The organism is Streptomyces sp. NPDC002054, from assembly GCF_040296685.1.
Taxonomy (GTDB): Bacteria; Actinomycetota; Actinomycetes; order Streptomycetales; family Streptomycetaceae; genus Streptomyces.
The window spans coordinates 1-24,736 of sequence record NZ_JBEOXT010000062.1 but is presented as its reverse complement, the minus strand read 5'-3'; the positions used below and the strand labels follow the sequence as shown (position 1 = coordinate 24,736).

The following is a 24,736-nucleotide window of genomic DNA, read 5'->3' as shown; positions in this document are numbered from 1 at the left end:
CCTCCTCCCTTGGGTGCCGGGTCAGTCCGCCGGGGCCGCCGGCCGCTGCCGCTCGCCGACCAGGGCGGCCAGCCCGTCGAGCAGCCGCTCCAGGCCGAAGCGGAACTCGAAGTCGGGGTCGTCGCCTGCGGCGAACACGCCGGAATCGAGCAGCCGGGTCACGGCGGGGTGCCGGTCCGGCCCGGTCAGCGCCCGCAGGGTCCGCTGGTACCCGCCGAGGACCTGGTCGGGCGAGAGCCCGCCGGCGGCGATGGCCTCGGTCAGGTCGGCCCGCAGCATCGCCTCGTTGCGGACGAACCCGCCGACCAGCATCAGGGTGGCGAGCTTCTCGTCCTCGCGCAGCCCGGTGCCGGCCAGGGCGGCCAGGCCGCGTTCCATCCAGGCGACCTCGTTCGGCGAGGCGGGCGGCCCGGTGACGGGGATCCGCAGGATCCAGGGCGCGGCCTGCAGGACCGTCCGCTGCATCCGCGCCCACGCCCCGATGAGCTCCCGCCAGTCCCAGTCCGCCGCGGCCTCCGGCAGCGGCGGCGGGCTGCCCACGCCCGCGTCGGCCATCAGGATGTAGAGCTCCTCCTTGGCGGCCACGTACCGGTACAAGGACATGGTGGAGGCGCCGAGTTCCTTGGCGACCCGGCCCATGGAGACGGCCTCGATGCCCTCGGCCGCGGCCAGCCGGACCGCCGCGTCGATGATCCGGTCAAGGGTGAGCGCGGGACGCGGCCCCTTCACGGGCCGCTCGCGCAGCCCCCAGGCCATCTCCAGACTGGCCGGCAGGCCGGTCTCCGCCCCGGTCTCCGACTCCGCCATCGGCTGTGCTCCCCTGCGCTCGGCTGCCCCCATCCTAGGTCCGGTCGGCGGACCCCAACCCCGGGCCGCTCAGCCGACAAAGGCAGTGCGGGACTCGAAGGTCCCGCACTGCCCTGCAGCCCACGCATCTGCCTCAGTGGGTCAGCGGATAGGAGTGCCTGCCTGTCGCCTCATCGATCTCGACGTGTGCCTTCTGGAGCAGCTGGGACGCGAGATCCATGAGCGCGCGAGCGCCCGCGATCTCTTCGCCGACCCGTAGCTGCTGCGGGTCGGACGGATGGCGCATCGCGTAGCCGCGCGCCTTCATTTCGGTGCCGTCCGCGAGCCTGAGCAGGGTTGCCGCGCTGGTGCGGTGCCCCTCCTCGGAGAATTCCAGCTCCACATGCCAGCCTGCGAGTGTGGGCATGTCGAATCACCTCCTGGGGTCACCTCTCCCTCCAGGGTGCTCCCGTGCGCCGCCGGACGCGACCGGGACCGGGGACCTCAGAACTGGGCCCGGGCCCAGTTGGTGATCGCCAGCAGCAGCAGGACGACGGTCAAGGCCGCCGACCCGCGCAGACTCCGCTCCCGCCGGGCCGCCCGTACGCACTCGGAGATCCCGTACAGCGCGGCCAGCGCCCCCGCTCCGCCGATCACGGCGGCCGTCACCTCCGCCCAGTCCTGCTCGGGCCATATCCGCAGCAGCAGCGAGGCGATCACCAGCGGAACGACCGGCCACCCGTTCCCGCTGACGGTCTCCCGTTTCTGCTCGGCCTTCTCCCCCACAGCTCCCCCTCCCGAGACGATCCGCACCACAAGACGCACGGTCGGCCGGCCGGGTTGATCAACCGCGGATCTGGCCGAGGTGCATGAAGGAGTCCTGGAGCTGCCCGGCCAGCCGCTCGGCCACGGTGTCCGCGGTGCCGAGGGTCGAACTGGCCGCCACCCGCCGGAGGTCCCCCTCGGGCGCCCCCGCCAGGTACTGCTCGATCATCGCCTGCACCGCCTCGGCGTACCCGGCGAGCTGATCGCGCGCGGCGGCGAAGGCACCCGCCTCCGCGCGCGTGTGCCCGTACCCGGTGTCCGCGGGATCGGCGGGCCGGCCGAACCGCTCCGCCCAGCCGGACACCCACAGCTGCGGGGTGCCGGCCACCTCGGAGAGGTTGCGGTCCTGGCCGCGCAGGACGTGCCAGACCAGCCAGCCCACCGAGTTGCCGCCCGCGGCCACCCGGGCCGGATCGTCCTCCGCCAGCACCTCCGCGAGCTCCGCCCGCACCCGCCGGAACAGCTCCAGGGTCAGCTCCTGCCATCCCTCATGCGTCGTCATGGCACCAGTCAACTACGAGCAGTCGGCGGGCCGCGGAACAGGGGGATCAGAACCGGGTGGAGCCGCCCGGGAACGGGAACGGGAACGGGAACGGGAACGGCACCGGCAGCGGCTGCTCCGAAGAGTTCGGAGCCACCCTGCGCGAGGTCTCGGCCGGCGGGTTCTGGCAGGTCACGTCCTTGGCGGGCAGCCGGCCGGTGGAAAGGTACCGGTTCACCGTCGCGTTGGCGCAGGAGGTGTCGTCCAAGAGGTACACGCCGTGACCCCGGCCGCCGGCCGCCAGGACCATCCGCGAGCCCTTCAGCGCGCGGTGCAGGCCCTGGCCGCTGGACAGCGGAGTCTGCGGGTCCCACTCGTTCTGCACCGTCAGCACCTTCGCCGCCTTGTCCATCGGCGTGGCTTCCTCGACCGGCCGGTCCCAGAAGGCGCACGGCTTGATGTTGGAGGCCACGTCCCCGTACAGCGGGTACTTCTTCTTGTCCGCCGCCGCCTCCCGCGCGTACTGCCCGGTGGAGCGGGGCCAGGCACCGGTGTCCCCGCACATCACGGACCACACGACGGCAATGCTGTTGTCGGTCGGCAGGTCCTTCGGCTCTGGTGCCGCCGCTCCGCCCGCGGGCACGGGCGCGGGCTCGGACTGGCCCGCGGCCGACTTCTTGAGCTGCTTGACGATGATCGAGGCCTGGTTCGGGTGGAAGAACATCTCCCGGGAGGCCCGGAGGTCGTCACCGGTGAGCTTCGTGCCGAAGTAGTCGATCGGCACGCGGTCGGCACGCTCCACCAGCCCCCAGAACGTCTTGGACACAGCCTCGGGGCTCGTGCCGAGCCCGTACTCGTCGTTCCGCTGCGCCGCCCACCGCGTCCACTGCCGATAGGCGGGCTCGGTCCCCGTGGCCCACACCTGGAACATGCCGCGCCAGATCCGGTTCGGGTCCACTCCGCTGTCCAGGACGAAGCGGTCGGTGCGCTGCGGGAACATCTGCGAGTACACCGCGCCGAGATAGGTCCCGTACGAATAGCCCACGTACGACACCTTCCGCTCGCCCAGCACGGCCCGGATGGTGTCCATGTCACGTGCCGTGTTGCGCGTGGTGATGTACGGGATCACATCGCCGGCCTTCTTGCGGCACTTGTCTGCGACAGTCCGTGCCCAGGCGATGTCGGCGGCGTAGGTCTCCGGCCGGTACGGCCGGTCGGTCTTCTCCTCGTCCTCGGTCAGTCCGCAGCTGATGGGGCTGCTGCCGCCGACCCCGCGCGGGTCGAAGCCGACGAGGTCGTACTGGTCCCGTACGTCCTTGGGCATCGTCTCGTGCAGCAGCATCGCCCGATACGTCCCGGAAGCGCCCGGCCCGCCCGGGTTGGCCATCAGGATGCCGCGCCGCTTGCCGGGGTTCTCGCTCTTCACCCGCGATATGGCGAGGTCGATCATGCGGCCTTGGGGGCGCCGGTAGTCGAGCGGGACCTTCAGAGTGGCGCACTCGAACGAGGCCGGCCGGTTGTCGGCGCAGCGGTGCCAGGCGGGCTTCTGCTTGAGGTACGGGGCCGCGGCCTGCTCTGCGGCGGAGGCCTGGGCCGTGGCCAGCAGCGGCACGGTGGTGGCGATGAGACCGGCGGTGGCGAGCATCGGAGCGAGACGTTTCAGGCGCACGAGGTCGTCCTTACGTTCGGTGAAGTCGCTTACGCACTCACCCTGTTGCACGCCGAAGCAGGCCGAATCACCCCGAGGTTTCACGACATGTGCGCCTCGCGTATGAGGCGAATTCCGGACAACTGGCCGACACGCCACAGGGGTGGCGGCGCAATGCGCCGCCACCCGTCAGTTGGCCCGTATCAGCGCTCGCGGCGCAGCCAGCCGGCGACCTCGGTCGCCCAGTAGGTCAGGATCGTGTCCGCGCCCGCCCGCTTGATGCCGGTCAGGGTCTCCAGAATGGCGCGGTCGCGCTCCACCCAGCCCTTCTCCGCCGCCGCCTCGATCATCGCGTACTCACCGCTGATCTGGTACGCCGCCACCGGCACGTCCACCGACTGCGCCACCCGGTACAGGATGTCCAGGTAGGGGCCGGCCGGCTTGACCATCACCATGTCGGCGCCCTCCTCCAGGTCCAGCGCCAGCTCCCGCAGCGACTCCCGGGCGTTCGCCGGGTCCTGCTGGTACGACTTCCTGTCCCCCTGCAGGGAGGAGGCGACGGCCTCCCGGAAGGGGCCGTAGAAGGCGGAGGAGTACTTCGCGGTGTAGGCGAGGATCGCGACGTCGTCGTGGCCGGTCTCGTCCAGGGCGTCCCGGATGACCCCGACCTGGCCGTCCATCATCCCGCTCGGCCCGACCACGTGCACACCGGCATCGGCCTGCACCTGGGCCATCTCCGCGTACCGCTCCAGGGTCGCGTCGTTGTCCACCCGGCCGTCCGCGTCCAGCACACCGCAGTGGCCGTGGTCGGTGTACTCGTCCAGGCAGAGGTCCGACATGATCACCAGGTCGTCGCCGACCTCGGCCCGCACGTCGCGGATCGCGACCTGCAGGATCCCGTCCGGCTCGGTGCCCGCCGTGCCCAGCGCGTCCTTGTTCTCGTCCGCCGGCACCCCGAACAGCATGATCCCCGACACGCCCGCCTCGACCGCCTCCACGGCGGCCTTCCGCAGGGTGTCCCGGGTGTGCTGGAACACGCCCGGCATGGCGGAGATCGCGAGCGGCTCGCTGATCCCCTCCCGTACGAAGGCCGGAAGGATCAGATCCGAGGGGTGCAGCCGGGTCTCGGCCACCATGCGCCGCATCGCCGGGGTGGTCCGCAGCCGCCGCGGGCGCGTGCCGGGGAACGATCCGTACGTGCTCATCTTCAGTCGCCTCTTCGAACATCGACAGCAGTCGCCTCAAGCCTAAGGGTCGAGCAACCCGTACTCCTTGATGAGTACGGGTAGGCACGGGTATCTCGTGCGCCCAGACGGGGAGTTCAACAGGCATGCCAACACGAAAGAGGCCACGGCCCAACGAGACGGCCATGAAAATGGTCGGCGCCCAGGTCGCCACCGCCCGCACCGCCAAAGGACTGACCCAGCGCGCCTTCGCGGAGCTCCTGCACATAGACGTCGAGACCATCGCCTCGATCGAGCAGGGCAGGCGCGTCCTGATGCCCAACATCGCGGAGGCGATGGACCGCGCCCTCGGCCTGCCCGGCCTCCTGGCGGTCGCGGCGAACCGCCTCCCGGAGGTCGACATGATCCCGGCCTGGGCGGAGGAGTATATGGAGCGCGAGGCGGAGGCCCTGGCGCTGTCCTGGTACGACACCCTGACCGTGCCGGGGCTGATCCAGACCGAGGCCTACGCCCGCGCGGTCCTGGGCTGCCGCGTCCCCTTCGTCGGAGAGGAAAAGATAGGGCTCCAGACCGCCCACCGGATGAAGCGCCAAGAGATCCTGCACCGGCCCGTCCCGCCCACCCTGAGCTTCATCATCTGGGAGGCGGCCCTGCGGGACCGGATCGGCGGGGAGGAGGTCTACCGCGAGCAGATCCAGCACCTGCGCTCCTGCGCCGACCGCCCGGCCATCTCCATGCAGGTCCTCCCTCTGGGAGTCACCGCCCACGCGGGCCTCAACGGCCCCTTCATCCTGCTGGAGACACCGGATTTCCAGCGCCTCGCGTACTCGGAAACCCAGCGCGGCAGCTTCCTCGTCAGGGACCCGAACGAGGTCAGCATCCTCTCCCAGAAGTATGCGATGCTGCGGTCACAGGCCCTCAACTTCGCGGAGACGAAGGACCTGTTGGACCGGCTGCTAGGAGAGTCATGAGCACCCCACTGAAGTGGTTCAAGTCCAGCTACAGCGGCGACGAGGGGGGCCAGTGCCTGGAGGCCGCCTTCACCTGGCGGAAGTCCTCCTACAGCGGTGACGAAGGTGGCGCCTGCGTCGAGGTCGCCACCTGCGCCGCCGAGCAGGTCCACGTCCGCGACTCCAAGGTCACCGACGGCCCGACCCTCACCCTCGCCCCCGCCGCCTGGACGGGTCTCACCCGCTGGGTTCGTTCCTGACCGGGTTCAGCCGATCTGGGAGTACGCGGCCCAGGCCTCGCCGTTGGTGTTCCAGCCCTTGCCGATGTTCTGGCGAGCGGTGAAGGCGGCGGCTCCGGATCCGCCGGTCCCCCGGTAGACGTACATCGTGCCGCTGCTGTCGCGGCCGACGAGGTCGGCCCGGCTGTCGCCGTTCTGGTCGCCCACCACGGCGATGGCGCTGTAGCCGTTCCAGCCGCCGCCGACGAGCTGGCGCGCGCCGAAGGGCTGGGCGGCACTGCCCGTGCCCGGGTAGAGGTGGAGGTTGCCGCTGCCGTCCTTGGCGACCAGGTCGGCACGGCCGTCGCCGGTGATGTCACCGCCGCCGATCACGGCCGTGTACCCCTGCCAGCCGGAGCCGACGGCGGTCGGGGCGTTGAAGCCCAGGCCGTCGCCGCGGCCCGCGCGCAGCCAGAGCCTGCCCGAGGTGTCGCGGGTCAGGAGGTCGCCCTTCCCGTCGCCGGTGAGGTCTCCGGGGCCGGTGACGAGATTGGTCGACGCGAAGTCCCCGGCGACGTCTCCCTTCTTGGCTAGGTGCGTCAGGGTGCCGTTGCGGAAGGCGTACGCGGTGGCCAGGCCGGTGCCGTCCACGCCCGTCGCGACGACCAGCCGGGCGCCCTGCGGCAGCATGGGCCCGCCGTCCTCGGGGTGGTCGTAGGACGGGTCGAAGCCGTCGGTGCGGTTGTAGTGCGTCCAGATCCGGCCCTCGGCGTCGACGCCGGTGATGCCGGTCTTGCCGTAGACGGGCGTGGTGCCCTGGCCGACCACCGAGCCGGCGGAGTACCAGTTCTCGGGCCACTCCTCGCGGGCGAAGAAGACGCCGTTGCCCTTCGAGGCGTACTCGTAGGCGCGGGCGGTCCGGTCGGCGAGGGCCAGGATGTCGTCCTCGGGGCCGTAGTCCTGGTCGCCCTCCGCGATGAGCTTGCTGTAGATGTTCCAGCCGCCGCCGACCAGTTTGCGGGCCGCGAAGGGGGCGGCGGACTTGCCGGTGCCCTTGTAGTAGTAGAGCTTGCCGGCCCGGTCGCGGGCCAGCAGGTCGCCCTTGCCGTCCCGGTCCAGGTCGCCGGCGCCGAGCAGCTGGTCGTAGCCCTGCCAGCCGGGGCCGATCTTGACCCGGCCGGCGAAGGGCTCGCCGGTCGCGCTGCCGGTGGCCCGGTAGAGGTAGAGGTCGCCGGAGAAGGCGCGGGCAACGACGTCGGGGCGGCCGTCCCCGGTCAGGTCGCCGGTGGCAGTGACCCGGTTGTAGATCTGCCAGCCGCCGCCCGTCCAGGTCGGCGCCTGGGTTCCCCCGGTGGTCGCCGTGTGCAGGGACAGCCGGCCGTCGTGGGTCAGCTGGAGCACCTCGGGCCGCCAGTCGCCGCGCACATTGCCCAGCGTGATGACGTCCATGGGGCGCGCCTGGGGCGCGCCGTGGAACCGGTAGTCCTGCCAGGCGAGCGTCTTGTTCGTGCCCGCGGCCACGGCCGGGGCGGTGGCGACCGTGGTGAGGCCGGGGAACGCGAAGGGGCCCGGGCGCATCCGCACCCGGGCCCCTTCCCCGTCCTGTCGGCCGACCGGCCTAACCGGCTCACGTCGTACGACGCCTGCGCGCGCCCGGCCGCCGCTCGCTCGGCCGGGACACCGTCTCGCCGGCCGCCTTCGCCGCCTCCCGGCGCGCCGCGCCGTACTCCGCCAGCGCCTCCGCCAGCTTCGACACGCTCGGCTCCGGCGACAGCACGTCCACCCGCAGCCCGTGCTCCTCCGCCGTCTTGGCCGTCGCCGGCCCGATGCAGGCGATCACCGTCACGTTGTGCGGCTTGCCCGCGATCCCGACCAGGTTCCGCACCGTCGACGAGGACGTGAACATCACGGCGTCGAACCCGCCGCCCTTGATCGCCTCACGCGTGTCAGCCGGCGGCGGCGACGCCCGCACCGTCCGGTAGGCGGTCACGTCGTCCACCTCCCACCCGAGCTCTATCAGCCCGGCGACCAGCGTCTCCGTCGCGATGTCGGCACGCGGCAGGAACACCCGGTCGATCGGGTCGAAGACCGGGTCGTACGGCGGCCAGTCCTCCAGCAGCCCGGCCGCCGACTGCTCACCGCTGGGCACCAGGTCCGGCTTCACACCGAACTCGACCAGCGCCGCCGCCGTCTGCTCGCCCACCGCGGCCACCTTGATGCCCGCGAAGGCCCGGGCGTCCAGCCCGTACTCCTCGAACTTCTCCCGCACCGCCTTCACCGCGTTGACGGACGTGAAGGCGATCCACTCGTAGCGGCCCGTCACCAGGCCCTTCACCGCACGCTCCATCTGCTGCGGGGTGCGCGGCGGCTCCACGGCGATGGTCGGCACCTCGTGCGGCACCGCGCCGTAGGACCGGAGCTGGTCGGAGAGCGAAGCGGCCTGTTCCTTCGTACGCGGAACCAGCACCCGCCACCCGAACAGCGGCTTCGACTCGAACCAGGACATGTCCTCGCGCCGGGCCGCCGGGTGGTGCTCACCGACCACGGCTATGACCGGGCGGGCGCCCTCCGGCGAGGGCAGGATCTTGCCCTGCTTGAACACCTGGGCGATGGTCCCGAGCGTGGCGTTCCAGGTCCGCTGGCGGGTCGTGGTGCCCGCCACCGTCACGGTCAGCGGGGTGTCGGGCTTGCGCCCGGCCGCCACCAGCTCGGAGGCCGCCGCCGACACCGTCTCCAGCGTCGCGGACACCACCAGGGTGCCCGCGCTGGCCCCGGCCTCGCTCCAGCAACGGGCCGTCGCCGTCCGCGCGTCCAGGAACCGCACATCGGCACCGCTCTTGTCGCGCAGCGGCACACCGGCGTACGCCGGGACACCCACCGCCGTCGCGACACCCGGAACCACCTCGAAGGGGATGCCCTGCGCGGCGCAGTCGAGCATCTCCTCGGCGGCGTTGCCGTCCAGCCCCGGGTCACCGGTGACCGCACGGACGACCCGCCTGCCGGAGCGTGCCGCCTCCATGACAAGATTGGCGGCGTCCCGGATAACCGGTACCCCGGCGGCTGCTGACAGTTCGTCAGCCACCGTCAGCTGAGGCGTGTCCACCCCCGCACGCGCATGCGTCCGTACGACGTCGAGGACCTCGGGCTCCGCGATCAGCACGTCCGCAGCCGCCAAGGCCTCGACGGCCCGGAGCGTCAGCAGACCCGGATCGCCGGGACCGGCACCGAGGAAGGTGACGTGTCCCTGGGCGGCGACGGCCGGAAGCGCGGAGGGATTGAGACTTGAGGGGTTCAAAGGGATCGCTCCCCCATCAGACCGGCCGCGCCCTTGGCCAGCATCTCGTCCGCGAGTTCGCGGCCGAGCGCCATGGCCTCGTCGTACGACTGGGGCACGGGACCGGTGGTGGACAGCTGCACCAGCGTGGAACCGTCAAGGGTTCCGACGACACCACGCAGGCGCATTTCGTTGACAATCTGCCCGTCGTCCAGCAGGTCGGCGTACGCGCCCACGGGGGCGCTGCAGCCGGCTTCCAGGGCGGCGAGCAGGGACCGTTCGGCGGTCACGGCGGCCCGGGTGTACGGGTCGTCGAGCTCACCGAGCGCGGCGATCAGCTCCACGTCGGACGCGGGGCACTCGACCGCCAGCGCCCCCTGGCCGGGGGCGGGCAGAACATGGTCGACGGACAGGAAGTCCGTCGCCTCTTCACTGCGCCCGATCCGGTTCAGCCCGGCGGCGGCGAGCACCACCGCGTCGAGCTCACCGTCACGGACGAACTGGATCCGGGTGTCGACGTTGCCGCGGATCGGCACCGTCTCCACGGTCTTCCCCAGGCTGCGGGCGTACGCGTTCAGCTGCGCCATCCGGCGCGGCGAACCGGTACCCACCCGGGCCCCGTCGGGCAGCTCCTCGAAGCGCAGCCCGTCCCGGGCCACCAGCGCGTCCCGGGCGTCCTCACGCTGCGGCATGGCGGCGATGACGAGCTCCGCGGGCTGCGCGGTCGGCAGGTCCTTCAGCGAGTGCACGGCGAAGTCGACCTCGCCGCGCAGCAGGGCGTCGCGCAGCGCGGTGACGAACACGCCGGTTCCGCCGATCTGCGCCAGGTGCTCGCGCGAGACATCGCCGTACGTGGTGATCTCCACGAGCTCGACCGGGCGCCCGGTGATCTTCCGAACCGCCTCGGCGACATGCCCGGACTGGGACATGGCCAGCTTGCTGCGCCGCGTGCCGAGCCGGAGGGGCTGGTCCAGACGTGTGTTCATGATGCCCGTCCTGAGTCGTCGTTCTGGTCCGCCCGGCTGACGGACGCCACCGTCTGCGGGTCGAGGTCGAAGAGTTCACGCAGCGCCTCGGCATAGCCGGCGCCGCCCGGTTCACTGGCGAGCTGCTTCACCCGCACGGTCGGCGCGTGCAGCAGCTTGTCGACAACGCGCCGTACGGTCTGGGTCACTTCGGCCCGCTGCCGGTCGTCGAGCTCCGGCAGCCGGCCGTTGAGCCGGGTCACCTCACCGGCGACGACCTCGGCGGCCATCGCCCGCAGGGCAACCACTGTGGGCGTGATGTGCGCGGCGCGCTGCGCTGCGCCGAAAGCCGCCACCTCATCCGCCACTATTCCGCGCACCGCGTCCACATCGGCGGCCATCGGCGCGTCCGCGCTGGCCTCGGCCAGGCTCTCGATGTCGACCAGCCGCACCCCGGGGATCCGGTGGGCCGCCGCGTCGATGTCCCGGGGCATGGCCAGGTCGAGCAGGGCGAGGCGAACGTGCGCCCCCTCGACCGGGGTCCGCCCCCCGACCCGCTTCGGCTGCCGAACCGCGGCGGCTTCGCCCTGGTCTGCCCAGGTTCCATGCAGTTCGAGGGAGTTCGCATCGACACCGGTCAGCGCGGACCGCCCGTCGGCGGGCATGTCCAGTCCGACGGGACACCCCTCCGCCTCAGCCGGACTAATGGTCCGCGCAGCCCCACCATCGGCAATCCGCCCATGCACCTGCGCGGCTTCGGCCAGCTTGGCCAGCCTGGCCACGAGCTCGGCGTCCCCGTTCAGCCCACCCAGCCCCGCCGGCGTTTGAGGCGCGGGGTCCGGGGCGGAGCCCCGAGGGGTCCGGGGCGCAGCCCCGCCCGCGGCGGAGCCGCCTATCGGCACTGCGGGAAGGGGCGGGGTGGGGGAATGCCCCGCAGGGCCCGACACCGCGGCGGCGACATCGTCCCCGGTCAGCACCAGCCCCGTAGCGCCAGTGCACGACACCACCACATCGACTCGTGTCAGCTCATCCGCAACCTCGCCCATGGCAACGGCCCGCGCCGAAGCCCCACCCGAGGCCAGAATCTCGACCAGCCGCTCCGCCCGCTCCGCAGTGCGGTTGGCCACGACCACCTCGGCCACCCCCACCCGCGCAAGCGTCGCCGCCGCCAGCGAGGACATCGACCCGGCGCCGATGACCAGCGCCCGCTTGCCCGCGGCCCACGCGTCCACCGGCTCCCGGACCGCCAGCTGCTCCAGCCCGAAGGTCACCAGCGACTGCCCGGCCCGGTCGATACCGGTCTCGCTGTGCGCCCGCTTGCCGACCCGCAGCGCCTGCTGGAACAGGTCGTTGATGAGCCGCCCGGCGGTGTGCAGTTCCTGCGCCAGCGCCAGCGCGTCCTTGATCTGGCCGAGGATCTGGCCCTCGCCCACGACCATCGAGTCCAGCCCGCACGCCACCGAGAACAGGTGGTGCACCGCCCGGTCCTCGTAGTGCACGTACAGGTACGGGGTGAGCTCCTCCAGCGCCACCCCGCTGTGCTGCGCGAGCAGCGTCGACAGCTCGGCGACACCGGCGTGGAACTTGTCCACGTCCGCGTACAGCTCGATCCGGTTGCAGGTGGCGAGCACCGCCGCCTCGGTCGCCGGCTCCGCCGCGAGCGTGTCGTGCAGCAGCTTCACCTTGGCGTCCGCGGTCAGCGAGGCGCGCTCCAGCACGCTCACGGGCGCACTGCGGTGACTCAGTCCTACGACGAGGAGACTCATGCCGGCATCACCGCCGGCACATCACCCTCCGGGCCGCCCTTGCGCGGGGTGGCAGCGGTCCGCGCGGTCGGCTGCACCGGCGCACCCGCACCCGGTGCGCCCGCACCCGACGCACCCGCGTCCTGCGCGCCCGCACCCAGCACGGCGCCCGGCTCGGTGGAGGAGGTGGCGGCGGCTTCCTCGCCGGCCTTGCGCTGCTCGTGGAACGCGAGGATCTGCAGCTCGATGGAGAGGTCGACCTTCCGGACGTCCACCCCCTCGGGCACGGACAGCACGGTGGGAGCGAAGTTCAGGATGGAGGTCACGCCGGCGGCGATCAGCCGCTCGCTGACCTGCTGGGCGGCCCCGGCCGGGGTCGCGATGACGCCGATCGAGACGCCGTTCTCCTCGATGATCTTCTCCAGATCATCGGTGTGCTGCACGGGCATGCCGGCCACCGGCTTCCCGGCCATCGCCGGGTCCGCGTCGATGAGCGCCGCGACCCGGAAGCCGCGGGAGGCGAAACCGCCGTAGTTGGCGAGGGCCGCACCGAGGTTTCCGATGCCGACGATGACAACCGGCCAGTCCTGGGTCAGGCCCAGCTCGCGGGAGATCTGGTAGACGAGGTACTCGACGTCGTAGCCGACGCCACGGGTCCCATAGGAACCCAGGTACGAGAAGTCCTTGCGCAGCTTGGCAGAGTTGACCCCGGCGGCGGCAGCGAGCTCCTCCGAGGACACCGTGGGCACCGATCGCTCGGAGAGCGCGGTGAGGGCGCGCAAGTACAGCGGAAGCCGGGCGACTGTGGCCTCGGGAATACCTCGGCTGCGCGTCGCCGGTCGGTGAGTTCGGCCAGTTGCCACGATGCTCCTGCGGGATGAGCGGGGCTGCAGGCGGCCACTTGTCCCAGGACCGCCCCGTCGAATGCAGGCTATGTCTTTGTGAACGCGTGCACAAAGATTGTGTCCGGTTTGTCCGAGCAAAGTGACCGGGGTCACGCGGTCCGGGCGCGAGGAGGCGGAACCGGGAGCGGGCCGAACCCGTTCAAATCCCGAAGGGGGCAAAACTGCACACACTCCTCATCGTTATGCCCCCGAGACCCCACAAATCGCCCACGATGGTAACCGCAAGAGGGGTCAGGCCCCCAATGCCCGCCGCAGCCGGTCAGGGTTCACCCTCCAGAAGGTGTGCTGCTCGCCGTCCACCAGCACCACCGGAATCTGCTCCCAGTGCAGCCGGTACAGCTCCTCGTCCTGTGAAATGTCCTTCTTCTCCCACTGCGCACCGGTTTCGGCGCAGACCTTTTCGATCACTTCCTGGGCGTCATCACAGAGGTGACAGCCGGGCTTCCCGATGAGCGTGACCATGCGCTCGCCGGGACTCTTCTTTTCCTTACGCCGCAGCAGAGGACTCATGCCCCCATTCTCCCGCGCCCGCCCCCGCACTCCCGGACCGAAGTGTTAACGGATCCGTTTCCCCACGGTTCGGGGCGGACCGAACACAGTGGCTATGCTCGCGTCATGGCCGCTCTGGGATGGCTCACCCCCCGTAGGCGCTCCGCGACCGCGCGGAGCGTGCTCGCCGGCGAGGCCTCGGCCGAGGCCGCCCGCAAGACCGCACAGGCCGAGGAAACGGAAGCCGAAGCGGAACTCGAACACATCGAGGAAGCCGAGGAACCCGAAGAAGCCGAGGAGTTCCCGGTCGCCGGCGACGACCTGGCCGCCGCCTTCTTCGATCTCGACAACACCGTCATGCAGGGCGCCGCGATCTTCCACTTCGGCCGCGGCCTCTACAAGCGCGAGTTCTTCCAGCGCCGCGAGCTCGCCCGGTTCGCCTGGCAGCAGGCCTGGTTCCGGCTGGCCGGGGTCGAGGACCCCGAGCACATGCAGGACGCCCGCGACAGCGCCCTCTCCATCGTCAAGGGCCACCAGGTCTCCGAGCTCATGGCCATCGGCGAGGAGATCTACGACGAGTACATGGCGGAGCGCATCTGGCCGGGCACCCGCGCCCTGGCCCAGGCGCACCTGGACGCCGGCCAGAAGGTCTGGCTGGTCACCGCCGCCCCGGTCGAGACGGCCACGATCATCGCCCGCCGGCTCGGCCTGACCGGAGCCCTCGGCACCGTCGCCGAGTCCGTGGACGGGGTCTACACCGGCCGGCTGGTCGGCGAACCGCTGCACGGCCCCGCCAAGGCGGAGGCGGTGCGTGCGCTGGCCGCCGCCGAGAACCTGGATCTCGCGCGCTGTGCGGCGTACAGCGATTCGCACAACGACATCCCGATGCTGTCGCTGGTCGGACATCCGTACGCGATCAATCCCGATACAAAACTGCGCAAGCACGCCCGGGCCCACGACTGGCGGCTGCGCGACTATCGGACCGGCCGCAAGGCCGTGAAGGTCGGCGTCCCCGCCGCCGCCGGAGTCGGCGCCCTGGCAGGTGGCGCAGCCGCCGCCATCGCCCTGCACCGCCGCCGCAAGTAGCTCGGACAGGGGACAACCCCCGCCCGGCTCCCATCCCCACAGCCTTACCCGCCCCCCTCGGGCGGCACTCCGGCATGCCCGACTCGGCCACAACAGGCCCTTGAAGCAGCCATTCCGAGCGGGAAAACGATCAGCAATCGATCGCCGTCTGCGACCGAATATGCCCTCGACACGCAACAGAAGTGTCGGAAGCGATGATTTTCGCAACTGGGTGTAGCGCTGCCTGTACGAAGCGTTATTCTCCTCAAACGCATGCCACCGCCCATCTGTCGCCACGACGGGTGAACGGTCCCGCACTGCACGTGATGGAAGCTCTGCCTCTGGGAGTCCCGTGTACCCACCTGTCGGGGTTGACGCCTCGGGCCTGGCTACGCTGCGCGCAACGGTCCTCGACCACCTGCGTGGCTTCGTCCCCACCGCGTACGCCGTCCCCGCCTTCGCCACCGCGGTCCCGGCCGGCCTCGGCCCGGCCGGTCCCTGCTATGCCCTGACCGACGGCGGGGCGACGGTGGGCAGACGCGCCCGTACCGGCGCTGCCGCCGGCACCGGCACCCAGGCCGTCCGACGCCCCACCGCGGACAGCGACAGCGCCCGCATGATGGACCTCGTCGAACGGGCCCAGGCCGGCGAGGCCGACGCCTTCGGCCGGCTGTACGACCAGTACAGCGACACCGTGTACCGCTACATCTACTACCGGGTCGGCGGCAAGGCGACGGCGGAGGACCTCACCAGCGAGACCTTCCTGCGCGCCCTGCGCCGCATCTCCACCTTCACCTGGCAGGGCCGCGACTTCGGCGCCTGGCTGGTCACGATCGCGCGCAACCTGGTCGCCGACCACTTCAAATCCAGCCGCTTCCGCCTCGAAGTGACCACCGGCGAAATGCTGGACGCCAACGAGGTCGAACGCAGCCCCGAGGACTCGGTCCTGGAGTCCCTCTCCAACGCGGCCCTCCTGGAGGCCGTCCGCAAACTCAACCCCCAGCAGCAGGAATGCGTGACCCTGCGGTTCCTGCAAGGGCTCTCGGTCGCCGAGACCGCCCGGGTGATGGGGAAGAACGAAGGCGCCATCAAGACGCTCCAGTACCGGGCGGTCCGCACCCTGGCCCGCCTCCTCCCGGACGACGCCCGCTGAGTTCCCCATGCAGCTGTGGTCCGATCATCCTTCGTCCGTAACCCAAGTGCCGCGCCGCTCGTTGTGCGGAATGCAGGCTCCCTGTGGACACGCCATGCCCGAAGCCGCTCACTCGAAAGTGTGGATGTGCTCAAGGAAGGCAACCTTCCGGACACCCTGGGGAGTCGATCGTCATGACGAGAGGAGGTGCCGCCAGTGATCGCGAACGTTTCCACCCACCGGCGGGCGAACGCCTTCGCCCAGGCCCTGGAGGATCGGACACCGTCCGACCTTTCGGAACCGGAACAGGCGGCCGAGCAGTCCGAGGCACCTGCCGAACCTGCCGAGCACGACCGGTTGTTGGCCCTGGCGAGCGTGCTCGGCGAACGAATGCCGCGCCCGGAGCTGGACCCCGAGGTCAAAGTGGTGCAACGAGCTCAGCTCGTGGCCGCCATGGAGGCCATGGTGATGGAGGAGAGGGCCGGGGGCGGTGCCGCCTCGGACCCTCAGGTGCCCGAGCAGCGGACCGGCCGCGGCGCCCACCGGGCGACCCCGCTCCGGAAATTGCGGCCCCGCTCCCGCTGGTCCAAGGGCATCGCAGCGGGGGGCCTCACCGTCGGTGTGGCCGCGGGGGCCTTCAGCGGAGTGGCCGCTGCCAGTTCCGACGCCCTGCCGGGTGACTCCCTCTACCCCGTGAAACGGGGCATGGAAGACCTCAAGCTCGGCATGGCCGACAGCAGCTCCGACAAGGGCGAGCTCTACCTCACCCAGGCCTCCACCCGGCTCTCGGAGGCACGTCGGCTGATGGAACGCGGCAAGACCGGCCAGCTGGACCACGAATCGCTGAGCGAGATCCGGCGCGCCCTGGCCGGCGTCAAACACGACGCCGCCGCGGCCCACCGGCTGCTCCAGTCGGCGTACGAACGGGACGGATCACTGGGCCCCATCCAGGCCCTGAACTCCTTCTCCCGTTCCCACCGGGACGCCTGGGGGAAGCTCCGCGAGAAGCTCCCGCCCCAGCTCAACGACGTGGGCGAAGAGGTTTCCTCGGTCTTCCAGGCCATAGACGATGACGTCGCACCGCTGCAGGGGCTGCTGCCGAAGCCGCCCGCGCAGACCCGCGGCGGCCCGTCCAGTGGCCCGGCGGCCCAGCAACCCGGCAGCAGCGACCGTACGCAGTCCACCCCGCCCGCCGCCAAGCCAGGCGTCGGCGGCAGCACCCCGGCACCGGCGGCCCCCTCGGCCGTCCCGCCGCAGACCTCCGCGCCGGGCCTGCTGCCCGGCACCGAAGGCCTGCTCAAGCCGCCACAACAGCCCAACGGCAGCACCCCCACCCCGGGCGCCCCGTCCCAGGAGCCGAAGCCGGAGATCACCCTCCCGCCCCTGCTCCCGGGACTCCTCCCGGGCCTGGGCATCAGCCAGGAAGACGCAGGCTGACCCACCGGGCGTCGGCGGGGCCACCAGCCCCGCCGGCGCCCGGGCTTCGTCAGAAGAACACGGACCGCCGCTGCACCAGCAACTTGGCCCCTTCTTCTGCTGTCCTCGCACCGCTCCGCGGGCTTCGGCCAGCTGCGCCGGACTCCGTCCGTCGAGGCCTCACCCGACCCCGCCGCCAGCCAGCCCGCGGCTCAGAAGAACACCGACCGCCGCTGCACCAGCAGCTTGTACAGCGTGTGCTGGATCTGCTCCCGCACCTGATCCGTCAGGTTGAACATCAGCATCGGGTCCTCCGCCGCCTCCGGCGCATACCCGTCCGTCGGAATCGGCTCCCCGAACTGGATCGTCCACTTCGTCGGCAACGGCACCGCCCCGAGCGGCCCCAGCCACGGGAACGTCGGCGTGATCGGGAAGTACGGAATCCCCAGCAACCGCGCCAGCGTCTTCGCATTGCCGATCATCGGGTAGATCTCCTCCGCCCCGACGATCGAACACGGCACGATCGGCGTTCTCGCCCGCAGCGCCGTCGACACGAACCCGCCGCGCCCGAAGCGCTGGAGCTTGTACCGCTCCCCGAACGGCTTCCCTATCCCCTTGAAGCCCTCCGGCATCACCCCGACCAGCTCCCCGGCCTCCAGCAGCCGCTGCGCGTCCTCCGCGCACGCCAGGGTGTGCCCGGCCTTCCGGGCCAGCTCGTTGACCACCGGAAGCATGAAGACCAGGTCCGCCGCCAGCAACCGCAGATGACGCTGCGCCGGGTGATGGTCGTGGACCGCCACCTGCATCATCAGACCGTCCAGCGGCAGCGTCCCCGAGTGGTTCGCCACGATCAGCGCGCCGCCCTCGGCCGGGATGTTCTCGATGCCCTTGACCTCGACCCGGAAATACCCGTCGTACAACGGCCGGATCAGCGACATCAGGACCTGCTCGGTGAGCTCCTTGTCATAGCCGAACTCGTCGACCTCGTACTCACCGGTGATCCGCCGGCGCAGGAAGGCCAGCCCGCCCGCGATCCGCCGGTCCCAGCCGCCCTCGTCCACGACGGGAGCCGCCGCCTCGACCGGGGCGACCACCTCGGGCGAAGCAGTCGGCTCCGGCACCACCCGTACCCGCCGACCACCGGCCTGCCGCTTCCGCGGCCGGTCCTCGTCGAACGGAATGACCTTGGCGTCCGCCACTATCGGTTCGCTCCCTCTTTCTGAAGGACTTCCTCGGAAACCTCGACGTCCAGCAGCCGCGCCAGCCGGTCCACCGCCCGCCCCGCCAGCTCCGGCGGCAACAGCCCGCTCCCCCGGCTCCGCGCAAAGTCAGCGAACGCCTCCGCGGTCGTATACAGCGGTTCAAAACCCAGCACCTCACGCATCTGGGCGGTCTCCACCACCCGCCCGTGCGTCAACAGCCGGATCTGCTCCGGTGAGAAGTCCGTGACCCCCACCGCCCGCAGCGCCGCCCCCACCCAGGTGACGGCCGGCAGCAACAGCGGCAGCGTCGGCCGCCCCAGCCGCCGCGAGCACTGCGACAGCAGCAGCACCCCGTCGCCCGCAATGTTGAAGGTCCCGCTGTTCAGCGTCCCCGGCTTCGGCTCGTTCGCCGCCAGCCCCAGCACGTCCAGGACATCGTCCTCGTGCACGAACTGCAGCCGCGGGTCATAGCCCAGCACCGTGGGCATCACCGGCATGGAGAAGTACTCTGCCAGTGGCGAGTCCGCCCGCGGCCCCAGGATGTTCGCGAAGCGCAGCACGCACACCGCCACATCCGGCCGCCGCCGCGCAAAGCCCCGCACATAGCCCTCGACCTCGGCGGCGTCCTTCGCGAAACCGCCCGCCGGCAGCGCCTTGGGCTGCGCGGTCTCCGGGAAGACCGCCGGATCCCTGGGCGCGCCGCCGTACACACTGGTGCTGGACTTCACCACCAGCCGCCGCACGGTGGGCGACTTCTGGCAGGCCCCCAGCAGCTGCATGGTCCCGATGACGTTGGTTTCCTTGACGGTGCTGCGCGCACCGCCGCCGATCCCCGCGCTGCCTCCGGTCACGGCCAGATGGACCACCGTGTCCACGGCGTGTTCCGCGAGCACCCGCGCGATCGCCGACTGCCTGATGTCCGTACGGACGAAACGGGCCGACCCGAGCACGTGCGGCGGCGGCACCGAATCCACCGCGATCACCCGCTCGACCTCAGGGTCGCGCTGGACCCGCCGTACGAAACGGGCCCCTAGCTGCCGGGCAGCCCCGGTGACGAGCACGACCTTTCCCACGAGCCCAGCGCCTCCCTAGTTCACACCACAGCCCCCCCACCATGATGGTGGAGGGGCTGCGGAGAACACGTACAGCTGCCGTCTACTTCTTGTTACGGCGCTGAACGCGGGTGCGCTTGAGCAGCTTGCGGTGCTTCTTCTTAGCCATCCGCTTGCGCCGCTTCTTGATAACAGAGCCCACGACTACCCTCGCTCACTTCTCTTCACTCGGTGCGGGGCGTCTGGGCCCACACGACCTACGTCGGCCTAGCCTACCCGCCCGAGCTCTGAGCTTGTAATCCGAGGCCGACAGGACCCGGTCTCAGGCCGACTCCACCCCCACAAAAGACTCACGGAGGTATTCATGGACCGCATTTTCGGGGACCCGGAAGGACCGGCCCACCCGGATTGCGGGCAGATGGCCGTTGTGCACCAAGCGGTACACGGTCATCTTCGACACTCGCATCACCGAGGCGACCTCCGCCACGGTCAGGAACTGAACCTCACTGAGAGGCCTCTCGCCAGCAGCCATGACACACCTTGACCTTCCGCGCATGACGGGGCACCGGCTTCCCCTCCGGTTACTCCACGTCGTCGCACGCTCACTCCCCAGATTAGGGGCGGGTGATGCGAGTGGGGAAGAGGTGTTGCAGACACCGAATGCCGGCCGCCACTACCCAGACAGACTCGCCCGATTGAGTACATAGCGTGTCAAGGGCGCGTAGTAGTCCGCACGAACGGCATCATCAAGCGGAACCGCCACCGATACCCTTCCCTCGGCCTCCCCCACGAACAACGCGGGATCGTCCGTATCGGCCAGCCCGACGGCCTCGAAACCCAGCTGACCTGCTCCGCAGACCCACCCGTGATCCCCCACCACCAGCTCCGGCAGCGGCTCGCCGGCCTCCACGAGGGCATCCAGCGCGATCCGAACCGGCAGCGGCGAGTGCGAGTGCGCGCCGCTCACACTCCCCGGCGACCGCACCCCGGGCTCCCGCACCATGGCGACCCCCCGTACGTAGTCGAGGGTGTACGTGCGTACGCCGAACCGGGTCGCCATGTCGACACTGCGGCCCTGCGCAGGGGTGAGGACAACACATCCGGCCGCCGACAGCGCCTCGGCCAAACTGACGTAGAACCCCAGGAGTCGGTGCGGGTGACCGGTGCCGAACAACACGGGAGCCCGCGCCAGAACCACCTCCCGCAACCGGTCGGCAAAGGCCTCCAGCCCCGCCAGCGTCAGTTCCGGATCGATCACGTCCGGCCCGCTGACATGCGCCGGATCCGCCGAGACCCCGCACTTCTCGGCCATCAGCCCCAAGAGGTCCCGCTCCTCCCAGACCCATTCCGGATCCAGCCCCAGCAGCACCCGCGGGTCGCGCGCCGCGAACAGCCGGTAGCTGCGCAGACTCTCCTCCCGGGAAGTGGCCACAGGGCCGGCCAGCCGGGCCGCCAGCAGATGGGCACGCAGGGCGCCGGTGCTCAACACCCTCCGATGCTGCCGCACCCCTCCTGACCGACGGCCATTTCCACGGCACCTCCCCACCGTTGGGCTAACAAAGCATCCCCCGCAGCGGGAACACCGCCCGCCTGGTCGCCAGTACGGCCTGATCGGTCCGGTCCGCCGGGTCGTACCCGTCCTCCCAGTCCCGCCACCGCGGAGTACGCCCGTCCGTCATCCGGGCCGGCGCCGGCTGCCGCGTCAGCGCGTACACCTGGTCCCGCCAGGAGGCCGGCACCACCGACTCCGGCTCCACCGGCCGGTGCGCGGCGATCCCCACCAGATGGGTCCACGACCTCGGCACCACGTCCACCACGGCGTACCCGCCGCCGCCGAGGGCCAGCCAGCGCCCGTCCGCGTACTCGTGCGCCAGATCGTGACAAGCCTCCTGGACCGCCCGCTGCGCATCCAGCGACACCGCCAGGTGCGCCAGCGGATCCTCGAAGTGCGTGTCGGCCCCGTGCTGGGACACGATCACCTGCGGCCGGAAATCGGCCAGCAGCTCGGGCACGGTGGCGTGGAAGGCCCGCAGCCAGCCCTCGTCCCCGGTCCCGGCGGGCAGCGCCACGTTCACCGCGGACCCCTCCGCGGCCGGCCCGCCCGTCTCCTCGGGCCAGCCGGTCTGCGGGAACAGCGTCCTCGGGTGCTCGTGCACCGAGATGGTCAGCACCCGCGGATCGTCCCAGAACGCGGCCTGGACCCCGTCCCCGTGGTGCACGTCCACATCCACATAGGCGACCCGCTCGGCCCCCAGCTCCAGCAGCCGCGCGATCGCGATCGCGGCATCGTTGTAGATACAGAACCCGGCGGCCCCGCCGGGCATGGCGTGATGCAGCCCGCCCGCGAAGTTCACCGCGTGCTCCGCCTCACCGCGCCAGACCGCCTCGGCGCCCGCCACCGACTGCCCGGCGATCAGCGCCGACGCCTCGTGCATACCGTGGAACGCCGGATCGTCCACGGTCCCCAGCCCGTACGAGCCGTCCGCCACCCCCGGATCCGCGGAGACCTCGCGGACGGCGGCGACATAGTCCTCCCGGTGGACCAGCCGCAGGGTCGACTCCCCGGCCGCCTTGCCCGCCCGTACCTCCACCTGCCGGTCCAGCCCGAAGGCACGCACCAGCCCCATGGTCAGCGCCAGACGCACCGGATCCATCGGATGGCTGGGCCCGAAGTCATACTTCGTTACCGCCTCGTCCCACATCAACAACCCGCGCCCGCTCATGCCCGACACGGTATCGGGCGTCCTCCGCACCGAACGAGCGGGCATACACCAGCGTCACCAGGACCAGCACCATGGGCACGAGCATGGCCCCCCGATAGCTCCAGGCGTCCCCCAGCGCCCCCACCAACGGCGATCCGACCAAGAACCCCACATAGTTGAAGATGTTCAGCCGGGCGATCGCCGCGTCGGAGCCCCCGGGGAACAGCCGGCCCGCCGCCGCAAAGGTCTGCGGCACGATCACACACAGCCCGAACCCCAGCAGGGTGAACCCGAACATGCCCACCCAGGGGCCGGTCGCGACGGCCACCACCCCGAACCCGCCGGCCGCCAGCAGGGTCCCGCCCCGCACCACGGCCACGGCCCCGAACCGCCGCACCCCGAGGTCCCCGACGGCCCGCCCCAGCAGGGTGGTCACCATGTAGACGTTGTAGGGCACGGTCGCCAGCTGCTCCGAGCTCCCCAGCACGTCCTGGAGGTACTTGGCGCTCCAGTTGGAGACGGTGGAGTCCCCGATGTACGCACACGCCATCACCAGGCACAGCGGCAGCAACAGCCCGAACCCCACCGCCCCACCTCCGCCGACCGGCGCCTCCTTACCGTGCTCCTCCGCATCGAGGTAGAACCGGCTGCCGGCCAGGGCCAGCGGCAGCAGCAGCGCCACGGCGGGCAGGTACGACACGAACAGGGACAGGTGCCAGTGCGCCCCGGCCCAGGCGGCGGACGCCCCGACGATCCCGCCGAGGCTGTACGCGGCATGGAAACCCAGCATGATGCTGCGGCCGTAGACCCGCTGCAGGCTCACCCCGAGCATGTTCATGGACGCGTCGAGGGCACCCACGGACAGCCCGAACGCGGCCAGCGCACAGGCCACTTGCCACAGCCCGCGGCCGGCCCCGACCCCGAGCAGCGCCAGCAGCACCAGCGGCTGCGACCACCGCAGCACCACGCTGGGCGGCACCCGCTTCACCAGCTTCTCGGTGACCACGCTGGCCACCCCGGCCAGGATCGGAACGGCGGCGAGGAAGACGGGCAGCAGCCCGTCGGATATCCCGTACCGGTCCTGGATGGCCGGGATCCGCGTCACGAGCAGCGCAAAGGTGACCCCCTGCACGAAGAAGGAGAACCCCAGGGCAGCACGCCCGCGCCGCAGCATCGCCGTCATGGCGGCACAGCGTAGGCCCCCGCCCTACCGGTGGGTAGAGATCTCACACGGCCAGTCAGGCGCCCAGACCCAGGAGGGCGGGCAGCTCCTTCATCGACCCGAACAGCCCGGTGGCGGAGCCGAGGAGCCCGGCGGGCGTCATGGCGGTGAACCCGTACACGTCCATCCCGGCCGCAACGGCCGCCTGCACCCCCAGCGGGCTGTCCTCGACCACCACACACCGGGCCGGCTCCACCCCCATCTCCCGCGCGGCATGCAGGAACAGGTCCGGTGCAGGCTTCCCTCTACCGACATCCTCCGCACTGAACAGGCGCCAGTCCCCGAACCACTCACTGAGCCCGGCCGCCCGATGCCCGGCCCGGATGCGCCGATGACTGGACGAGGAGGCCACGCAATACAGCACCCCGGCCTCCTGCAGCCCGCCCAACACCTCCCCGATACCGGCCACGGGCTCCAACTCCCGCTCAAACGCAGCAAGCGTCCGCGCAAGCAGCACCTCATCGAACTCCACCGGCAACCGCTGCCCGGTCCGCTCGTACACCAGGTCGTGGACGCGGTGCACGGCGGAGCCCATGTAGTCGCGGAGCGAGTCCTCATAGGTGGTCGGATGCCCGAGCTCGGTCAAATACCCGGCAAGAATCCCATTGGCCAGCGGCTCACTGTCCACCAGCACACCGTCGTTGTCGAAGATGATCAACTCATAGCCCATGCCAACGACCCTACGGGTGCCTCAGAGGTTCACTCGCTTGAGGTAGACACGGCTGCGGTGAGGGATGGTCTGGTACCAGACCATGCGGTGCTCGTCCTCGTACGTACGCAGGCGCATGGGGGTCGGGTCCTCGTAGAGGCTCCCGTCCTTCGGGTCGATTCCCATCGCTGCCAGATCCACCAGGCCGTCCATGATCGTGCCGACAAGCACCTGATGCTCGGGGGACATGTCCCCAAGCACCCAGAGCCGGCTCGGATCGCATTCCCACGCCCAGCCCTTGTCGTTCTCCACGTGCTCGCCGCGCAAGGTCACAGCCCGATCTCCCGCTGTGCCTCAGCGAGAATCCGACTGCTCGTCTCCATCGCGGTGCGGAACTGCTCCTCCGTGGCATCCGGGTCGCCTGCGATCCGTTGAGCTTCCTCCAAGGCCGCGGCCCGGGAGGGCCATCGGTGGATGGCGACGTGCGTGGCCCACTTGATCAAGAAGAAGCGGAGCGGATTGATCCCACCGGTCTCTGCAGCCCGGTCGAACGCCTCGTGGCACTCCTTGTCCAAGGCAGGAAGGCTCTGCATGTCGATCCTGCGGACCGCATCGCGAAGGGCTTCGCGAGTCATGGCCGGCTGAGGGATCAGCGGGCCATCGCCTTCAAGGTGCTGTGCTGTCATCGCAACCTCCAAACGGAACCCTAGGGCACCCGGCCCGTGCACGGCGCCCTGAACGCAGAAAAGCCCCGCACCATGACTGGTGCGGGGCTTTCCCACAATGATTGTTCGGCGGCGTCCTACTCTCCCACAGGGTCCCCCCT

26 protein-coding genes and 1 pseudogene are annotated in these 24,736 nt (G+C 70.8%); 5 read left to right on the top strand and 22 right to left on the bottom strand.

The window, feature by feature from the left end; all coding sequences use genetic code 11:
• Positions 1-21 precede the first annotated feature (21 nt).
• From ABT123_RS35575 to hemB, 6 genes are all read right to left on the bottom strand, one after another.
• A complete protein-coding gene (locus ABT123_RS35575; protein ID WP_351322384.1) occupies positions 22-807 on the bottom strand; it encodes a TetR/AcrR family transcriptional regulator in 786 nt (261 codons plus the stop codon).
• A gap of 133 nt (positions 808-940) precedes the next feature.
• Complete coding sequence (locus tag ABT123_RS35570) at positions 941-1,213, bottom strand: DUF1876 domain-containing protein (protein WP_351322382.1); 273 nt, start codon at positions 1,211-1,213, stop codon at positions 941-943.
• A 77-nt stretch (positions 1,214-1,290) separates the two neighbouring features.
• Positions 1,291-1,572, bottom strand: coding sequence for a hypothetical protein (locus ABT123_RS35565; protein WP_351322380.1), 282 nt, complete (start codon positions 1,570-1,572; stop codon positions 1,291-1,293).
• A 58-nt stretch (positions 1,573-1,630) separates the two neighbouring features.
• Positions 1,631-2,113, bottom strand: coding sequence for a DinB family protein (locus ABT123_RS35560; protein ID WP_351322378.1), 483 nt, complete (start codon positions 2,111-2,113; stop codon positions 1,631-1,633).
• Positions 2,114-2,159: 46 nt separating this feature from the next.
• A complete protein-coding gene (locus ABT123_RS35555; protein WP_351322376.1) occupies positions 2,160-3,761 on the bottom strand; it encodes an alpha/beta hydrolase in 1,602 nt (533 codons plus the stop codon).
• Positions 3,762-3,943: 182 nt separating this feature from the next.
• A complete protein-coding gene (hemB, locus tag ABT123_RS35550; protein WP_351322374.1) occupies positions 3,944-4,945 on the bottom strand; it encodes a porphobilinogen synthase in 1,002 nt (333 codons plus the stop codon).
• Positions 4,946-5,070: 125 nt separating this feature from the next.
• Here hemB and ABT123_RS35545 point away from each other — a divergent pair, with 125 nt between their 5' ends.
• Together ABT123_RS35545 and ABT123_RS35540 are read left to right on the top strand one after the other, a co-directional pair.
• On the top strand, positions 5,071-5,895 hold the full coding sequence (locus ABT123_RS35545; RefSeq protein WP_351322372.1) for a helix-turn-helix domain-containing protein: 825 nt from the start codon (positions 5,071-5,073) through the stop codon (positions 5,893-5,895).
• The gene (locus ABT123_RS35540; RefSeq protein WP_351322370.1) at positions 5,892-6,134 is read left to right on the top strand and encodes a DUF397 domain-containing protein; all 243 of its coding nucleotides are present in this window, start codon (positions 5,892-5,894) and stop codon (positions 6,132-6,134) included. Before ABT123_RS35545 ends, ABT123_RS35540 begins: the two co-directional genes overlap by 4 nt.
• Positions 6,135-6,140: 6 nt before the next feature.
• On the opposite strand, the gene ABT123_RS35535 is transcribed toward ABT123_RS35540, so the two are convergent.
• The 6 genes from ABT123_RS35535 to ABT123_RS35510 form a co-directional block, all read right to left on the bottom strand.
• Positions 6,141-7,670 carry an FG-GAP repeat domain-containing protein gene (locus ABT123_RS35535; RefSeq protein WP_351322396.1) on the bottom strand — a complete coding sequence of 510 codons (1,530 nt, stop codon included), beginning with the start codon at positions 7,668-7,670 and terminating at the stop codon, positions 6,141-6,143.
• Positions 7,671-7,719: 49 nt separating this feature from the next.
• The gene (locus ABT123_RS35530; RefSeq protein ID WP_351322368.1) at positions 7,720-9,387 is read right to left on the bottom strand and encodes a bifunctional uroporphyrinogen-III C-methyltransferase/uroporphyrinogen-III synthase; all 1,668 of its coding nucleotides are present in this window, start codon (positions 9,385-9,387) and stop codon (positions 7,720-7,722) included.
• On the bottom strand, positions 9,384-10,352 hold the full coding sequence (hemC, locus tag ABT123_RS35525) for a hydroxymethylbilane synthase (RefSeq protein ID WP_351322366.1): 969 nt from the start codon (positions 10,350-10,352) through the stop codon (positions 9,384-9,386). The genes ABT123_RS35530 and hemC overlap by 4 nt, the downstream gene beginning before the upstream one ends.
• Complete coding sequence (locus tag ABT123_RS35520; RefSeq protein ID WP_351322364.1) at positions 10,349-12,097, bottom strand: glutamyl-tRNA reductase; 1,749 nt, start codon at positions 12,095-12,097, stop codon at positions 10,349-10,351. The genes hemC and ABT123_RS35520 overlap by 4 nt, the downstream gene beginning before the upstream one ends.
• Positions 12,094-12,939, bottom strand: a complete 846-nt coding sequence (locus tag ABT123_RS35515; protein WP_351322362.1) for a redox-sensing transcriptional repressor Rex — start codon at positions 12,937-12,939, stop codon at positions 12,094-12,096. The genes ABT123_RS35520 and ABT123_RS35515 overlap by 4 nt, the downstream gene beginning before the upstream one ends.
• 273 nt (positions 12,940-13,212) lie before the next feature.
• Positions 13,213-13,491 (bottom strand): glutaredoxin family protein, encoded by a 279-nt coding sequence (locus tag ABT123_RS35510; protein WP_351322360.1) that lies wholly within the window; start codon positions 13,489-13,491, stop codon positions 13,213-13,215.
• A 105-nt stretch (positions 13,492-13,596) separates the two neighbouring features.
• Here ABT123_RS35510 and ABT123_RS35505 point away from each other — a divergent pair, with 105 nt between their 5' ends.
• The 3 genes from ABT123_RS35505 to ABT123_RS35495 all read left to right on the top strand — a co-directional run bounded on the left by ABT123_RS35505 (position 13,597) and on the right by ABT123_RS35495 (position 17,104).
• Complete coding sequence (locus tag ABT123_RS35505; protein ID WP_351322358.1) at positions 13,597-14,556, top strand: HAD family hydrolase; 960 nt, start codon at positions 13,597-13,599, stop codon at positions 14,554-14,556.
• A 331-nt stretch (positions 14,557-14,887) separates the two neighbouring features.
• Complete coding sequence (locus tag ABT123_RS35500; protein ID WP_351322356.1) at positions 14,888-15,688, top strand: ECF subfamily RNA polymerase sigma factor, BldN family; 801 nt, start codon at positions 14,888-14,890, stop codon at positions 15,686-15,688.
• 195 nt (positions 15,689-15,883) lie between these two features.
• On the top strand, positions 15,884-17,104 hold the full coding sequence (locus ABT123_RS35495; RefSeq protein WP_351322354.1) for a DUF5667 domain-containing protein: 1,221 nt from the start codon (positions 15,884-15,886) through the stop codon (positions 17,102-17,104).
• Between the two features lie 191 nt (positions 17,105-17,295).
• Here ABT123_RS35495 and ABT123_RS35490 read toward each other — a convergent pair whose 3' ends face one another.
• The 10 genes and pseudogenes from ABT123_RS35490 to ABT123_RS35445 all read right to left on the bottom strand — a co-directional run bounded on the left by ABT123_RS35490 (position 17,296) and on the right by ABT123_RS35445 (position 24,596).
• Positions 17,296-18,282 (bottom strand): lysophospholipid acyltransferase family protein, encoded by a 987-nt coding sequence (locus ABT123_RS35490; RefSeq protein ID WP_351322352.1) that lies wholly within the window; start codon positions 18,280-18,282, stop codon positions 17,296-17,298.
• Positions 18,282-19,361, bottom strand: a pseudogene (locus ABT123_RS35485) (NAD-dependent epimerase/dehydratase family protein); the annotation flags it as partial. The gene ABT123_RS35490 and the pseudogene ABT123_RS35485, both read right to left, overlap by 1 nt.
• Positions 19,362-19,440: 79 nt before the next feature.
• The gene (locus tag ABT123_RS35480) at positions 19,441-19,539 is read right to left on the bottom strand and encodes a 30S ribosomal protein bS22 (RefSeq protein ID WP_003948845.1); all 99 of its coding nucleotides are present in this window, start codon (positions 19,537-19,539) and stop codon (positions 19,441-19,443) included.
• Positions 19,540-19,659: 120 nt separating this feature from the next.
• Positions 19,660-19,869 (bottom strand): helix-turn-helix domain-containing protein, encoded by a 210-nt coding sequence (locus ABT123_RS35475; RefSeq protein WP_162688852.1) that lies wholly within the window; start codon positions 19,867-19,869, stop codon positions 19,660-19,662.
• 141 nt (positions 19,870-20,010) lie between these two features.
• Complete coding sequence (locus ABT123_RS35470) at positions 20,011-20,826, bottom strand: phosphatase (RefSeq protein WP_351322350.1); 816 nt, start codon at positions 20,824-20,826, stop codon at positions 20,011-20,013.
• A 64-nt stretch (positions 20,827-20,890) separates the two neighbouring features.
• Positions 20,891-22,060: an acetoin utilization protein AcuC gene (locus tag ABT123_RS35465; protein WP_351322348.1), complete on the bottom strand. Its 1,170-nt coding sequence runs from the start codon at positions 22,058-22,060 to the stop codon at positions 20,891-20,893.
• The gene (locus ABT123_RS35460) at positions 22,011-23,222 is read right to left on the bottom strand and encodes an MFS transporter (RefSeq protein WP_351322346.1); all 1,212 of its coding nucleotides are present in this window, start codon (positions 23,220-23,222) and stop codon (positions 22,011-22,013) included. The genes ABT123_RS35465 and ABT123_RS35460 overlap by 50 nt, the downstream gene beginning before the upstream one ends.
• Before the next feature lie 55 nt (positions 23,223-23,277).
• Positions 23,278-23,931 carry an HAD family hydrolase gene (locus ABT123_RS35455; RefSeq protein ID WP_351322344.1) on the bottom strand — a complete coding sequence of 218 codons (654 nt, stop codon included), beginning with the start codon at positions 23,929-23,931 and terminating at the stop codon, positions 23,278-23,280.
• 21 nt (positions 23,932-23,952) lie between these two features.
• Complete coding sequence (locus ABT123_RS35450; RefSeq protein WP_351322342.1) at positions 23,953-24,243, bottom strand: hypothetical protein; 291 nt, start codon at positions 24,241-24,243, stop codon at positions 23,953-23,955.
• Positions 24,240-24,596 carry a hypothetical protein gene (locus ABT123_RS35445; RefSeq protein WP_351322340.1) on the bottom strand — a complete coding sequence of 119 codons (357 nt, stop codon included), beginning with the start codon at positions 24,594-24,596 and terminating at the stop codon, positions 24,240-24,242. The genes ABT123_RS35450 and ABT123_RS35445 overlap by 4 nt, the downstream gene beginning before the upstream one ends.
• Between the last annotated feature and the right edge of the window lie 140 nt (positions 24,597-24,736).